Annotated in this window: 9 protein-coding genes; 6 read left to right on the forward strand and 3 right to left on the reverse strand. The window is 61.2% G+C overall.

Features of this window, described 5'->3' with window-relative positions:
* Positions 1-90: 90 nt before the first annotated feature.
* The gene (locus N005_RS13740) at positions 91-525 is read right to left on the reverse strand and encodes a MarR family transcriptional regulator (protein ID WP_041023344.1); all 435 of its coding nucleotides are present in this window, start codon (positions 523-525) and stop codon (positions 91-93) included.
* 118 nt (positions 526-643) lie between these two features.
* Entirely contained in the window at positions 644-2,770 is a 2,127-nt protein-coding gene (recQ, locus tag N005_RS13745; protein ID WP_047701683.1) for a DNA helicase RecQ, read from the reverse strand.
* A gap of 359 nt (positions 2,771-3,129) precedes the next feature.
* Between recQ and N005_RS13750 the strand changes: the two genes are divergently transcribed.
* The 5 genes from N005_RS13750 (at position 3,130) to N005_RS13770 (ending at position 6,981) form a co-directional block, all read left to right on the forward strand.
* Complete coding sequence (locus N005_RS13750) at positions 3,130-3,717, forward strand: UPF0149 family protein (protein ID WP_024778612.1); 588 nt, start codon at positions 3,130-3,132, stop codon at positions 3,715-3,717.
* Between the two features lie 10 nt (positions 3,718-3,727).
* Positions 3,728-4,123 (forward strand): YbaN family protein, encoded by a 396-nt coding sequence (locus N005_RS13755; protein ID WP_047701684.1) that lies wholly within the window; start codon positions 3,728-3,730, stop codon positions 4,121-4,123.
* Positions 4,124-4,245: 122 nt separating this feature from the next.
* Positions 4,246-5,652, forward strand: a complete 1,407-nt coding sequence (locus N005_RS13760) for an AAA family ATPase (RefSeq protein ID WP_047701685.1) — start codon at positions 4,246-4,248, stop codon at positions 5,650-5,652.
* An 18-nt stretch (positions 5,653-5,670) separates the two neighbouring features.
* Entirely contained in the window at positions 5,671-6,321 is a 651-nt protein-coding gene (ptuB, locus tag N005_RS13765; protein ID WP_047701686.1) for a retron Ec78 anti-phage system effector HNH endonuclease PtuB, read from the forward strand.
* A gap of 351 nt (positions 6,322-6,672) precedes the next feature.
* Positions 6,673-6,981, forward strand: a complete 309-nt coding sequence (locus N005_RS13770; RefSeq protein WP_047701687.1) for a DUF6124 family protein — start codon at positions 6,673-6,675, stop codon at positions 6,979-6,981.
* 161 nt (positions 6,982-7,142) lie between these two features.
* On the opposite strand, the gene N005_RS13775 is transcribed toward N005_RS13770, so the two are convergent.
* Entirely contained in the window at positions 7,143-13,526 is a 6,384-nt protein-coding gene (locus N005_RS13775) for a retention module-containing protein (RefSeq protein ID WP_047701688.1), read from the reverse strand.
* 452 nt (positions 13,527-13,978) lie between these two features.
* Between N005_RS13775 and N005_RS13780 the strand changes: the two genes are divergently transcribed.
* Positions 13,979-15,337, forward strand: a complete 1,359-nt coding sequence (locus N005_RS13780; RefSeq protein WP_047701689.1) for a TolC family outer membrane protein — start codon at positions 13,979-13,981, stop codon at positions 15,335-15,337.
* The last annotated feature ends 7 nt before the right edge of the window (positions 15,338-15,344 follow it).

Consider the following 15,344-nt stretch of genomic DNA (forward strand, 5'->3'; position numbering starts at 1 on the left):
TCGATTCGAACGCTTCCAATACGATCGCTTAGTACTGGTTATAGTTCGCTAATCGCCGAATCTCAAAAGTCGGGATACCGCCGATATGCCTCAGGATTTTTCCAGATTGGCCAGGATCCTGCCGTGAACCCGCATGCACACCCGCATGTCTTCTTCGTCGATACCTTCGAACAGCTCCCGGCGCAGTTGCGTGGCAATGGTTTCAATTTGTTCGATCAACGGCCGGGCCGGTGCGCAGAGCACGATCTTCTTGGCCCTGCGATCCTCGGCCACGGCCTGGCGCTGCACCAGCCCCTGGGTTTCCAGGCTGTCGAGCAAACGGGCCAGGGTCGGACCTTCGACGGCGACACTCTGGGCCAATTCGCGCTGGGTCGGCGCGTGCTCGAAGCGGGCCAGGTGCAGCAGCACCAGCCAGCGCGCCTGGGACAAGCCCAGACCGGCCAGGCGCCGGTCCAGTTCGGCACGCCAGCCCCGGGACATCTGCGCCAGTTGCATGCCAAAACGGTGTTGATCGGTTAACGACATAAAAAACTCATCAGATCTGAAATAGGAGAAATACTAATTATTAGTCAGCTAAGCATGCGCATTGGATTCAGGCAAGGCCCGGCCTGTACTGAATCGTTAAAGGCATGCAACTTACTGATCAGACTTCGAATTCCGACTGTAACGCAGCCCTCACGCAATACAGGACACCTTCCGGCACCCGACCGGCGAACAGCGCTGCAACTTCCGCCACCGCAGGCAGTTCACCTTCTCCATCCAGGAACGCATCCTGCACCTCGCCCAGCAAGTCCTCGGGTAGGTCCAGGGCCTGTTCCAGCGACAATTGCTGCTGGCCGATGGCTTCGGCCAGCATCGTGTAGACGTTTTTCTCCGAGCACTGCAACTGTCCGGCGATCTGCAACGGAGTCATGCCGGCCCGGGCCAGGGTGATCAGCTCATGGCGCACATCGGCCACTGCCTTCGGCGCCTCGGCCTCGCCGCCCAGCACCTGCAGAAAGGCCTCGCCATAGCGCTCCAGCTTGCGCGCGCCGACGCCGCTGACCCGGGCCATCTCCGCCAGGGAGGTGGGTTGGCTGCGCAGCATCTCCAGCAGCGTCGAATCGGGGAAGATGACGTACGGCGGCACGGCGTGTTCCTCGGCCAGCTTGCGCCGCAAGGCACGCAAGGCTTCCCACTGATCGCGCTCTTCGCCACGCACCAGTTGGCTGGCCTGGCTCTTGCTGCTCTTGACTGCGGTCGCCGGCTTGAGATCGCGGCGCAGCTCCAGGCTCACCTCGCCCTTGAGCAACGGCCGGCAGGTCTCGCTCAGGCGCAGTCCGCCGTAGCCTTCCAGGTCGATGTCCACCAGGCCCCGGGCCACGAGCTGGCGGAACAGGGAACGCCATTCGCTCTCGGAGCGGGCCTTGCCGACGCCGTACACCGACAAGTGCTGGTGACCGAAACTGCGGACCTTCTCGTTGTCCTTGCCCAGCAGAACATCCACCAGGTGCCCGACGCCATAGCGCTGGCCCGTGCGGAAGATGGTCGACAACGCCTGGCGCGCCGGTTCCGTGGCGTCCCAGGTCTCCACGCCATCGACACAGTTGTCACAGTGCCCGCACGGTTGGGGCATGTCTTCGTCGAAATAGGCCAGCAAGGTCTGGCGGCGGCAGCGGGTTTCTTCGCACAGCGAGAGCATGGCATCGAGCTTGTGCTGCTCCAGGCGCTTGTGGCGTTCGTCACCTTCGGAGTTCTGCAACATCTGCTTGAGCATCACCACGTCTTGCAGGCCGTAGGCCATCCAGGCGTCGGCCGGCAAGCCATCCCGGCCGGCACGACCGGTTTCCTGATAATAGGCCTCGAGGGATTTGGGCAGGTCCAGGTGCGCCACGAAACGCACGTTGGGCTTGTCGATGCCCATGCCGAACGCCACGGTGGCGACCATGATCAAGCCTTCCTCGTTGAGAAAGCGCTTCTGGTGATAGGCCCGCAGTTCGTTGGGCAGCCCGGCGTGATAGGGCAACGCTGGAAACCCCTGGTCGCAGAGGAACGCCGAGACTTCGTCGACTTTTTTTCGTGACAGGCAATAGACGATGCCGGCATCGCTGCGCCGTTCGGCGAGGAACGCCAGCAACTGTTTGCGGGGCTGCTCCTTGGGCACGATGCGGTAGAAAATATTGGGGCGGTCAAAACTGGAGAGGAACCGCTCGGCGTCTTGCAGATGCAAGCGCTCGACGATTTCTTCCCGGGTCCGTTTGTCGGCGGTGGCGGTCAGCGCGATGCGCGGTACGTCGGGGAACAGCTCCGCCAGTTGCCCCAGTTGCAGGTATTCGCGACGGAAATCGTGGCCCCACTGGGACACACAGTGGGCTTCGTCGATGGCGAACAGGGCGATTTCCAGACTCTGCAGGAACGCCAGCATGCGCGGCTGTACCAGGCGTTCCGGAGCCAGGTAGAGCATCTTCAGCTCACCGCGCCGGATCCGCGCCGCCAGGTCCCGCTGCTGCTCGGCACTCAGGGTTGAGTTCAGCGAAGCGGCGGCAACGCCCAGCTCCTCAAGGGTCGCGACCTGGTCGTCCATCAGGGCGATCAGCGGCGAAACCACCACCGCCAGGCCATTGCGCAACAACGCCGGCACCTGGTAGCACAAGGACTTGCCGCCGCCGGTGGGCATCAGCACCAGGGCATCGCCGCCGCTGGCCACGCGCTCAATAATGGCACCCTGACGGCCACGAAAACTGTCGTAGCCGAAGATGTCCTTGAGGACGCGTTGAGCCTGTTCGAGCATAGAAACTCCAAAAATCACCGAAACATCCCTGCAAGGCTGGTTCAGAACCGAACATGCTGCACCGGCAAATCGTAAGTGCGCGTTTCGAATCGCTGGGACACTGCAGGGCATCACAAAACGCGGCAGTATACCCGAGGCCTTCGTTACAAAGGGTGATGCTGACAAGAGGTGCTCAAGACCTGTAAGGCCTGACATTGCACTCTGTGGCGAGGGGATTTATCCCCTCGCCACAAAGAAATCCTTTCGCCACAAAGACCGTGTCAGTCGTTGCGAAGCAGGCAAATCTGCCAAGCGGCTGGCCTGGGCGCTCAAGAAGGCCTAGAATTCCCGCATTGTTTATTCCCCCAAGGTAGCCTGTAATGTCCTTCGCTGAGCAACTGACCCGCCTGCAAGTCTTTCTCGACGCCGATGAGCTGCACGAGGAAGCGCTGGACTACGTGGCCGCTCATGGCTACCTGACCGCCCTGTCGATCTGCTCCGAACAGGTGCCGGATCGCGAGTGGATCGACGCCCTTTTCGCCGAAGAACCGCACTACACCGACGAAGCCCAACGCATCGAAATCGAAGCCACGCTGGTCGGCCTCAAGGCGCACATTGCCCGTCAGCTGGCCTCCGACGAAGAGTTCGAGCTGCCCTGCGAGCTGGACCTGGGCGATGACCCGGACGACTCGGAACTGCGCGGCTGGTGCATCGGCTTCATGGAGGGTGTGTTCCTGCGCGAAGCGGCCTGGTTCGAAACCGCCGAAGAGGAAGTCAGCGAAATGCTGCTGCCGATCATGGTCGGTTCCGGTCTGTTCGACGAGCAACCGGAATTCTCCGACATCGCCGCCGACGCCAACCTGATGGACGACATGATCGTACAGATCCCGGAAGCTCTCACCGCGCTGTACCTGCTGTGCAACGCTCCGGACGAGAAGCCGGCGATCCTCAAGCCTCGTCACCACTAAGACCCGGCCTATGGACAACCCCATAGGCAACCGCCCCCTGATGTTGCGCTACGTGCTGCTGGCCATCGGCTGGCTGAGCGTGGCATTGGGGGTGATCGGGATCTTCCTGCCAGTACTGCCCACCACGCCCTTCCTCCTGCTGGCAGCCGCCTGCTTCGCCCGCAGCTCGCCGCGTTTCTACCAATGGCTGGTGGAGCACCCGCGACTCGGGCCGTGGATCAAGGACTACCTCAGCGGCAACGGCATCCCGCTCAAGGGCAAGGTCTACGCCATCGGGTTGATGTGGGCGAGCATTCTGCTGTCGTGCTACCTGGTGCCCCTGCCTTGGGCGCGGGGGTTCATGTTGACGAGTGCGTTGTTGGTGACGGTTTATATCCTGCGACAGAAGACCCTGCACAAACCGTGATTCGCGATGGGAATTGTGAGTAGTATTCACCTGTTTTCATTCACAGTAGAATTCGCGCCACATCTGTCCCCGGAACATCACTTCTGCCGTAGCCTGGCATCGGTCCACATGGAGGAAAGTCTGTGAAACTGATCAGGCTGGAGCTAGAAAACTATCGCTGCTTCCCTACCCTGACGCTAGAGCTGGATTCCCAGCTGACTTTGTTGGTTGCGCGTAACGGCCAAGGCAAAACAAGCTTACTGGACGCCATCAAGGTTGCGTTGTGGCCCTATGTTCGCGGATTCGATCTTGGCAGCATGACCAACGACGTCACCGGCATTCAACCGGAAGACGTGTTTCTACGCCCCCTCGCGGCGCATCAGATGGAGCCGTCTCTCCCGGCCCGACTGACAGCCCATGCCCTTTTCCATGAGAAAGCCTGGACATGGTCGCGCCGCCGGGAAAGTATCCGCAAGGGAACGCAAACCCGAGAGGATGCCACCGCCAACCTGTTGCAAACCACCGCCGAAGCCCTTGAAGTACAAATCTTCAACAGAACGGTGGTTGACCACCAAGACCCCTTTGATCTTCCGGTGTTGGCGTACTACGGCACAGGGCGACTCTGGAGTCAGAAGAAGCTGACCTCCGCGCAGGAAAAAGCGGAAAACGCGGAGCTCTCCAGAACCTACGCCTATCGCGATTGCCTTGACCCGGCTTCCAGCTACAAACATTTCGCCAAGTGGTATACACGGATCTTTCGCAGCTATCGGGAAGAACAGATCCGTAACCTCGAACGTGGAAAACTAAGCATTGATGTGAAGGACGAATTAGCGCTCCCGGTACTGGCGGTACAGAACGCGGTGAATGCCGTCCTCGCGACCCGTACAGGATGGCGAGACCTGGCGTATAGCAGTGAATTCTCTGACCTGGTGCTGGAACATCCTGTCCATGGAGTATTGAAAGTCAGCCAACTCAGCGATGGTATTCGCAACATCGTCGCCCTGGCTGCCGACATTGCCTATCGCTGCGTGAAACTCAACCCTCACTTGGGCATTTCGGCGCCTCGTAAAAGCTCTGGCGTCGTCTTGATCGATGAAGTCGACATGCATTTGCACCCTGCATGGCAACAAACCGTCGTACCTGACCTGCTCGATGCTTTCCCACACATTCAATTCGTCATGACGACGCACAGCCCACAGGTGATCAGCTCGGTGCCTGCTCATTGCATCCGGGTCCTTCAAACGGTAACCGATGAGGGCGGACGACAGATCATCGTCAATGATGTGGAGCAACAGACTCAGGGAGTTGCCAGCTCTCAGGTGCTGGCCTACGTCATGGACATCGATCCGACTCCTGATAACGAGCCAGCTCAAAAACTAAGCAAGTACATGGCGTTGATCCAGCAAAACCTGCATGAAACGACGACAGAGGGTCTGGAACTACGGCAGTACCTGGACAAGCACTTTGGCGTCAAGCACCCGAACATGCTCGACTGCCAACGGCTGATCCGGCTGGAAACCTTCAAACGCAAGAAACTGACAAAACCGTGAGACAAGGAAATCGGGGCCATGCGCAAGCTTGTTAGAGGTGAAGGACCGCGTTGCCTCTCCCGCTACAAACACGGAGTGCATAAATGGTCGCCACAGTCCCCGACCGCACTGGAGCGCGAGCAGGTCTGGGAGTGCCTCCAAGCCATGCAGGATACCCGATGCGCTTACTGTGAAGCCGATATCAGGACATCTCGCCATATTGAGCATTTTCGACAACGAGATAGATACCCTAAGGGCACCTTCGAATGGATAAACCTCTTTGGCTCATGCTGCCGTGAAGATGCCTGCGGTAAGTTCAAGGATCGCTGCGGCGCCTATGAACATGCCATTCTGGTTAAACCTGACGTGGACAATCCCGACGACTATTTCATTTTCGTCAGCGACGGCACCATTGTCCCGCGAGCAAATCTGGATGATCGGTCGAGACACAGGGCAGTCGAAACATTGCGAATCTTCAACCTGGATGCTCAGAACGGAGCGTTGCGTGAGATGAGGCGAGAGGCGGTTCGTCCTTACCTAAACACCGCACAAGCACTCATGGATATGATGGATATGCCTGAAGAATATTCGGAGAACGATATTCAGGATTTCCTTGAAGAGGAAGTTCAAAAAATCGCAAGCCTGCCCTTCTCTACGGCGATCAGGCACACGCTATCGATAAAGCATTGATCTATTGTGTTTATTGAGCCGTAGGACACTACTGCACTCAGCTACACCGCCTTGCGCCATTGCCTACAACTACGCCAGAATCCGCCGGCTTGCGCACCAGGGGGGCGAGATCTATCGTTTGCCGGTCGCTGACGAATCAGCGATCGGGTTTGGTAGCCCGTCCTCCACATGACGCACGGCGTCACCTTCAGCGGTGTCTTTTCGGCATTCGTCTTATGGTGGCCATGCGCAGGGCGCCCTCGGGCGCGCCGGCTTTCCATGTGGTCCGGTCTACCAACCTTCGTATGGCCACCACCCTTCGTTTGGTAGCGAGGGTGATGGCTCCTTTCATTACACATGGAGCTTCATCTTATGTTCAAGGTAACTCCCAATCCGCCAGACACCGCGCCCACGTCCTCTTACGACAAAGCCGCTGACCGCGCCCTCGACTTTTACCTGAAACCAAAACCGAGCGGGTCCGAGATCGATCCGCCTCCCGATCAGCTTTTTACCATTGTCAATGGTATCGACACTGAAGTTCTGCTCGCCAACCTCAGCGACAGTGATCTGGCCTTCGAGCTGAACGGTTCCCGGCGGCATGTGGCGTTGGGTATCCAGCAATTGATTGAACTGGACGCATTGCTGGCGAACCGTGCGCTGGATAACGTCGAACAGCGCTAGCCACTCCGCCCTTGATCGTTCCCACGCTCTGCGTGGGAATGCCTCAACGGACGCTCTGCGTTCGGCTCTTGGAGACGCAGAGCGTCCCAGGCTGCATTACCACGCGGAGCGTGGGAACGATCGAAACCCGGAAACGACGGGTTTTGCCGTTTCAGCTCAGCTCACACCGTATCCACCTTCAACGAATGATCATTCAACATCCCATTGATAATGGTCGCCGTGTCCGCCCCGCCCGCAATCATCCCCCCTGCGCCCGGCGTCACGCCGTAGTGGCTGGCGAGGTCGACACCGGCCAGGTCGATGGTCTGGTTCGGCGTGGCGCCGGCGGTGGCGCTGACGTCGATGCTGGTGATGACCGATGCGCCGCTGCCGGTGACAGTGAAGTGCAGATAGTCGTCCAGCGACGCGCTGGTGCCGTTCTCTCCCAGCAGCAGTTGTGACAGATCGAGTTTGTCGAGGCCGGGGGTGAAGTCGGTGATCACATCATGACCGCTATTGCCCGCTTGCCACTGGAACGTGTCCGCACCGCTGCCGCCGGTGAGGGTGTTGTTGCCCAGGCCGCCGATCAGGATGTCATCGCCGCCACCGCCGTTGAGCACGTCATGACCCAGGCCGCCGTCGATGCGGTTGGCGGCACCATCGCCAATGAGGGTGTCGTTGAAGTTCGAACCGACGAGGTTTTCGATGCCACCGAGGGTGTCGGTGCCGGCGCCCAGCGTGTTTTGCGCGGCGAGCAGGCCCAGGTTCACCGTGACGCCAGCGGTAGCGTGGGCGTAGCTGGCAGTGTCGTTGCCGGCGCCGCCGTCGAGCAGGTCATTGCCCGCGCCGCTGTAGAGCAAGTCATTCCCTGCTCCGCCGTGCAAGGTGTTGTTGCCCGAACCGGCACTGAGGATGTCGTTACCGTCCCCGCCGTTGAGGAGGTTGTCGCCATTGCCGGCCAACAACACGTCGTCGCCCGTGGTGCCGGTCAGGGTATGGCCCGCCTGGTAGCTGATATTCAACGCCGCAGTGTCGCTGCCGCCGTGGTTATCGCTGGCGGTGTAGCTGCCATGGTAATCCGGCGTGCTGTCCTGGGCGCCGGCGTAGTTGACGGTTAGGGTCAGTTGGTAGCTTTCCGCGGCGTTGACATTGCCGCCACCGGGGTTGGGGATGTTGGTGACGTGGATCTGGTAGTTGCCGTCCGCCGCCGCAGTGAATGAAGCCCCATCGTTGATCGCGATGAACGGCCCGCCATTGAGGGAATACTCCATGGCAATGCGACCAGCCGCGAGATTGTGGTCCAGGGTCAGGGTTTCGCCCTGCTTGAGGCTGATGTTGAGGCGGTCTTCGTCGTTGGTATTGTTGCCCGACACCATCCCCAGCGCCCCGCTGACCACCAATACGGCGGTCATGGCGGCGGCGTTGGCGACGAAGGAGCCACGGTCGAGGTTGATCGACTGCACGTTGTTGCCGGCGAAGCTGACCGTGCCGGTGCTGCCGGTGAAGTCCGCGCCTTTGCCGACCCAACCGGTGTTGAAGCTGGTGGGTGACGCGGTCAGCGGATCGCCATTGGCGTCGCTGTCATTGCCCAGCAGCAATTCCCCTGGTACCACGATATTGCCCGACAGCACGTTGGTGATGATGTTGTCGTCGACCGCCACGGGTGGCCTGTCGGGCACGACTTTGATCACCAGGGTGGAACTGGCCAGGTCACCATCGTTGTCGCTGACGGTGTAGGCGATGTTTTCGCTGATCACCGTGCTGGTAGTGGTCTGGGAGGTGTAGCTGTACTCGCCGCTGTCGAGGTTGATCACCAGCGTACCGTTGTGGGCAGTGGCGATGCTCACGCTGTTGTCCAGGCTGTTGAACGTGCCATGGTTGGCCCCGCCACTGGCCGTCAACGCGCCCTGGCCACCATTGGCGGCCGGGTCATAGCTGTAGGTGGTGCCGTCGACCACCAGGCTTTTGACATAGCCGCCGTCGGCGCCGAACGTACCGCCCTCGCCCAACAGGCTGCCGGTGACCGGCACGCCTTGCACGGTGCCGGACAATACCGAGTTGAGCTGGTTGAGATCGGTCACCACCACGGCGTTGGTGTCGGTGTGGGTGCTGCCGTCGTGGGCCAATGGGTCGAGGTTGGCATTGCTGACGCCGCTGCCCAGGCCGATGGCGTAGTTCTTGATGCCGTTGGCGTCGAGGAAGGCTTTCCAGGCGGCTTCGTCTGCCGCACCGGTTTCCTGGCCGGTGGTGGGTTTGCCATCAGAGAAGAAGTAACCGATGTTCTGCGCCCCGGTCAGTTGCCCGGAGGTGACAAACGCAGTCTTGGCCGCCGCCACTGCCGCATCGTAGTTGGTCCCGCCGTCAGCCGTCAGGCTGGTGAGGAGCGTCTTGGCCGTCGCGACATCGACCCACACTGAAGTCTGGTCGGTGGCACTGCTGCTGAAGGTAACGAGCTGGACCTTGACGTCTCCCAAGTCATCGTACTTATCGAGCAAGTCGCTGATGGCCTGCTTCGCCAGGTCCAGCCGCGAAAGCCCTGGCACGCCGGAGGCATCGGCCATGCTGCCGGACACGTCGAGCACGATCAGCAGGTTCGAGTCGATCTCCACCGCCGTCACTGAACGTTCCGATGCAACGGCGCTGGGCACATCGTCGACAATGCTCACCACCAGGCTGCCGGTCACGCTGTTGCCCAGGGCGTCCGTGGCCTGATAGGTGAAGCTTTCGCTCAAGACGTTCGGGCCGTCATTGGCGTGGGGTGTCGTGGTAGCGGGCGAGGCCAGCGTATAGGTGTAGGAGCCGTCCGGATGGAGCAGCAATTGACCATAAGCCCCCGTGGCGTTGCCCACCAAGGCAAAGGTCACCGCACCAGTGGCACCTGACACCGAACCGACAAGGCTGCCGCTGGCCGTTTCGCCAGTGCCGCTCGGGTCGCTGCCAGTGACGGTGCCAGGGGCCAGGTCCTGGCCGTCCTGATTCAGGTCGAGGGCTTTTTCGTAGACGGTAATGTCGTGGTCGGTTTCGGCGACAAGGCAGCTGTTGTGCACATCGATGGTGATGGTCGTGGTGCTTTCATCCCCATCGCCGTCGCGCACGGTGTAGGTGAACACGTCCGTGGCGCCGGGTGCGCCGACGCTGTCCGGGTTGCTGTGGTAGACCGCGTTGCCATTGGCATCCAGGGTCAGGTAGCCGTAGGTGCCGTTGATCTGGGTGTCGAGGCCGCCCACCGCCGGGGTTGAAGTATCGCTGCCACCCCGTACGCCGATGACGGTACCGCCGTCGGCACCGAGCACGTCGTTATCCAGCACGTTGCCGCTGACCGTCCCGCCCTCCACTACTGCGGCGGTGTCGCAATAAGCCTTGGGCACATCGTCGACGATGTTGATGACGATGGTACTGGTGACGGTGTTGCCCAGGGAGTCCGTGGCCTGATAGGTGAAACTTTCACTCGTCACGTTCGGGCCGTCGTTGGCATGGGGCGTTGTCGTGGCGGGCGAGGTCAGCGTGTAGGTGTAGGAGCCATCGGGGTTGAGCAGCAACTGCCCGTGGGCGCCGATGGCATCACTTACCAGGGCGAAGGTCACGGCGCCAACGGCACCGGTCACTGCCCCGACGAGGCTGCCAGTAGCGGTTTCGCTGGTGGCGCTCGGGTCGCTGCCGGTGACCGTGCCGGGGGCCAGGTCCTGGGCGTCCTGATTGAGGTCGAGGGCTTTTTCGTGGACGCTGATGTCCTGGTCCGGCGTGGCGACGAGGCAGACGTCGTGCACGTCGATGGTGATGGTGGTGGTGCTTTCATCGCCGTCGGCATCGCGCACGGTGTAGGTGAACACGTCCGTGGCACCGGGTGCGCTGACGCTGTCCGGATTGCTGTGGTAGACCGCGTTGCCATTGGCGTCCAGGGTCAGGTAGCCGTAGGTGCCGTTGATCTGGGTATTGAGGCCGCCGATTGCCGGGGTCGAGGTGTCGTCACCGGCGCGTACGCCGATCACCGCGCCGCTGGCAGCGGGCCCATCGGCACCGCCCACGTCGTTGTCCAGGACATTGCCGCTGACCGTCCCACCTTCATTCACCGAGGCGGAATCGGCGTGGGCGGTGGGCAAGTCGTCGACGATGTTCACGTCGAGATTGCCGGTTGCCGTGGTGCCGTTGTCATCCGTGGCGACGACGGTGAATTGCTCGCTGAGGCTGTTGGCGCCGTTGGCGTTTGGATGGGCTTCGTTATCCAGCAAGGTGTAGCTGTAGCTGACCACCCCTGTGGCTGCGTTGAAACCGGTGATGGTCAGGGTGTTGCCCAGCGCCGTGGTGATGGACTGTGGAAAACCTGCCGCCACACCACCGCTAACGACCGTGATGCCGCCCACGCTCAAGGTCTGCACACCGTCCAGCGCGGTCACGGTGAAGGTGCCGCTCTGGGTCAGCGCCGGCGCATCCGGGCTCGTGCCATCGCTGAGGTTTTTCTCCTGCACCGTCAGCTCGCCGCCCTCGGTGTCCAGGCCGGTGATGATCACCGGATCGTCGTTGTTGTGCACTTGCAGCACCAGGTTCGCAGTGCTGGTATCGCCATCCGCGTCGGTCAGGGTGTAGGTGAAGGTTTCAGTGCCGTTGCCGCCGCCGTGCAAACCTTTGAAATCCGTGTCGGCGGGATTGAGGGTGTAGGTGTAGGACCCGTCGGCGTTGAGGACCAGGGTGCCGTAGGTGCCGGTGAACGTACCCGGAGTGATCGGGCCCGACGCAACGTGGTCTGCGCCTTCGGTGTCGTTGGTCAGCACGCTGCCGGTCAGGGTCAGGTTGGTTTCCGAGGTGGTGCCGACGTTGCTGTCGTCCACGGCATGCGGCAGGTCGTCGACGATATTCACATCGAGATTGCCCGTGGCAGTGGTGCCGTTGTCATCGGTAACGACGACGTTGAACTGCTCGCCGAGAATGTTGGCGCCGTTGGCGTTCGGATGAGCTTCGTTGTCCAGCAAGGTGTAGCTGTAGCTGACCACGCCCGTGGCCGCGTTGAAGCCGGTGATGGTCAGGGTATTGCCCAGCGCCGTGGTGATGGACTGTGGAAAACCTGCCGCCACGCCGCCGCTGACGACAGTGATGCCGCCGACGCTCAAGGTCTGCACACCGTCCAGCGCGGTCACAGTGAAGGTGCCGCTCTGGGTCAGGGCCGGCGCATCAGGACTGCTGCCGTCGCTGAGGTTTTTCTCCTGCACCGTCAGCTCACCGCCGTCGGTGTCCAGGCCGGTGATGATCACCGGATCGTCGTTGTTGTGCACTTGCAGCACCAGGTTCGCAGTGCTGGTGTCACCGTCCGCATCGGTCAGGGTGTAGGTGAAGGTTTCGGTCCCGCTTCCCCCGCCATGCAGCGCCACGAATTGCGGGTCGCTGGTGTCCAGGGTGTAGGTGTACGTACCGTTGGGGTTGAGTACCAGCGTGCCGTAGGTACCGGTGAACGTCCCGCCGATGATCGGCCCGCTGTCGGGGCCGGTGGGAATGCGATCGGCGCCCTGGTGGTCGTTGGGCAATACGTTGCCGGTGAGAGTGACCAGGGTTTCCGATGCGGTGCTGGCATTGCTGTCGTCGATGGCCTGGGGCACGTCGTCGGTGATATTGACGTCCAGGGTGCCGGTGGCGCTGTCGCCATCGGTGTCCACCGCCACGACCGGGAACTGTTCGGTGAGGGTATTGGCACCGTCGCCGGCAGGATGGCTTTCATTGTCGAGCAGCGTATAGGTGTAGCTGACTACCCCGGTGGCGGGATTGTAGCCGGTGATGGTCAGGGTATTGCCCAGTGCGGTGGTGATGGCCTGGGGGAAGCCTGCGGGCACGCCAGCGGCAATCACGCTGATGCCGCCGATGCTCAAGCTGCTCAACCCGTCAGGGGCATTGATGGTGAAGGTGCCGCTCTGTACCAATGCGCCCGGATTGCTGGCTGAGCCATCGGCCAGGTTGGCCTCGTTGGCGGTCAGTTCGCCGCCCTCCACGTTCAGCCCGTCGAGGGTCACGGGATTGTCCGGCGGTTCAGGGGTCACCGGTGGCACGGTTTGATTGTCGCCGTTGCCGTTCTCATCGCCAGCCAGACGTACCAGCGGAAATTCGGGAATCCCGTTGAATCCGGCTGTAGGAAAACCGATCTGCGGTGCCACGACGCCGCCCACCTCTTCCAACAGGACAAAACTGTGCCCCCCACCCAAGGCACCGGGGGCACCACCCGCACCGGGGCCAGCGGCGGTGGCTTCTCCTGTCTGGGTCGGGTCGGCACCGGCGGCGATGGCTTGCTGCAGTTTCTGCACATCGGTCAGTTGCCCGGCCGTCGGTGTCGCCGCTTCAGGCACATCGACATGGGGAACCTGGTGGGCCAGCAGTTGCGCGGTGAGGGTCAGGTTGCTTTCACGGCCCAGCGTCAGGTCCTGACCGTTCGCAAGGTGCACGGCCACTGCTCCTTCGGCACCGGTGATCAGGTGCTCGCCGGCATACAGCCGGTCCCCTTCGACCAGAGGACGCCGCTGGCCTGCGGCCGTCTCTGCGAAAACCTGCCCCACAATCTTGCTGACTGTACCGACGAGCGCTGCCATGTGCATCCCTCCGTTGCCAACCGCAGTCGGCCCTTTGTTGGGTGAAGAAATCCGTGCTTAGGGACAACCAGGAAATCTGGAAAATCTGCCAGCTTTCGCAGGTTCAAGAAGCGCTAGCCAGTCGCCACAACGACAAAAAACCGTCACTTCAAAGTCCTGCTCATTCAACCCTGTAGGCACCTCTTCACATTGTTTCAAAACTCCAACGGAACTTTTATTTGACGTCCAAAAGCCGTCAGAGCCCGCAATTTCAAAGGAATTGCCTTTGAACAATGTGCCGCTTTTTTCCGGGCACATAAGTTTTTTTCGGCATAAGCGTTATGAGAAATTCTTCTTAGGTTTCCCTCAGGATGTTCTTAGCTGTGTTGTTACAAGGTTGAAACGGTTTTGATCTTAAATACGTCAATATTCTGGCGACACAGAAGCACAACAGACCTCAGGAGATGCACCCCATGCGCGTTTTATCCCCTCTTTGCAGCGCGGTTTTGCTGGCGATGGCCTGCTCTTCTTCTGCGCAGGCCATGTCGCTGACCGAAGCGATCCAGAGCACCATCGCGACTCACCCTGAATTGGCGCAACGGGTGGACAGCCGCCTGTCGGCCAATGAAGACGTCAAGGTCGCCAGGGGGGGCTTCTTTCCGTCGGTGGATTTGAATGCCGGCTACGGCCGTGGCTACAGCGACAACCCCAACACCCGGGCACAGGGCAATCACAACACCAACACCCTGAACTACACCCAGTCGGAGCTGCGCCTGCGGCAGATGCTCTTTGACGGGTTCAACACCAGCAATGAGGTGGAGCGCACCAAGGGCGTGGTCAATTCCCGGGCCTATTACGCACAGGGCACCGCCCAGGACCTGGCCCTGCGCACCATCGAGGTCTATCTCGAAGTGCTCAAACGTCGCGAGCTGGTGACCCTGGCCAAGAACAACCTGCAGGCGCACCTGCGGGTCAACGACCAGATCGGCCTGCGCACCCAGCGCGGGGTGGGCAGCACGGCCGACTCCGACCAGTCCAATGCCCGTCGGGCGCTGGCGGAAAACAACTACGACACCGCCCAGGTCGACCTGGCTGACGCCGAGGCGAACTTCTACAGCGTGGTCGGGCGCATGCCCGATGAGCTGGAAGCACCGCCGTCGACCAAGGGCGAAATCCCCGCCGACCTGCGCGAAGCCCAGCAGAGCATGGTGGAGAACCACCCATACCTGAAATCGGCCCAGGCCGACGTGCAGTCCGCCGAGAGCCAATATGAAGTGGCCAAGTCGCCGTTCTACCCACGCTTCGACGCCGAGGCCGCGGTGGGCGCCAATAACAACATCGGTGGCGAAGAAGGTCACGACAACAACTGGCGGGTCGGTGTGGTGATGAACTACAACCTGTTCCGCGGCGGCAGCGACAAGGCACGGCTGGCGTCCAACGCGCACCAGATCGACCAGGCCATGGACATTCGCAATAACGCCTTGCGCCAGCTCAATGAGGACACGCGCCTGGCCTGGAACGCGATGCTCAACGCTCGCAAGCAGACCCCCACCGCCCGGGAATACGCCGACACTACCGCCCGCGTGCGCGCCGCCTACCAGGATCAGTTCGGCCTCGGCCAGCGGACCCTGCTCGACCTGCTCGACAGCGAAAACGAGCTGTACAACGCCAACCGTCGCTACACCGAAGTGCGCTACACCGAGGAATACTCGATGTACCGGGTGTTGGCGAACATGGGCCTGTTGTTGAGCAAACAACGGATCGTGCTGCCGGCCGACGCCATCGCCCAGACCGAAGTCAAGAGCGAAGCACGGCTGCCCGAATTGAAGTAGCCCACTG

The organism is Pseudomonas mediterranea CFBP 5447 (assembly GCF_000774145.1).
GTDB classification, from domain to species: Bacteria; Pseudomonadota; Gammaproteobacteria; order Pseudomonadales; family Pseudomonadaceae; genus Aquipseudomonas; species Aquipseudomonas mediterranea.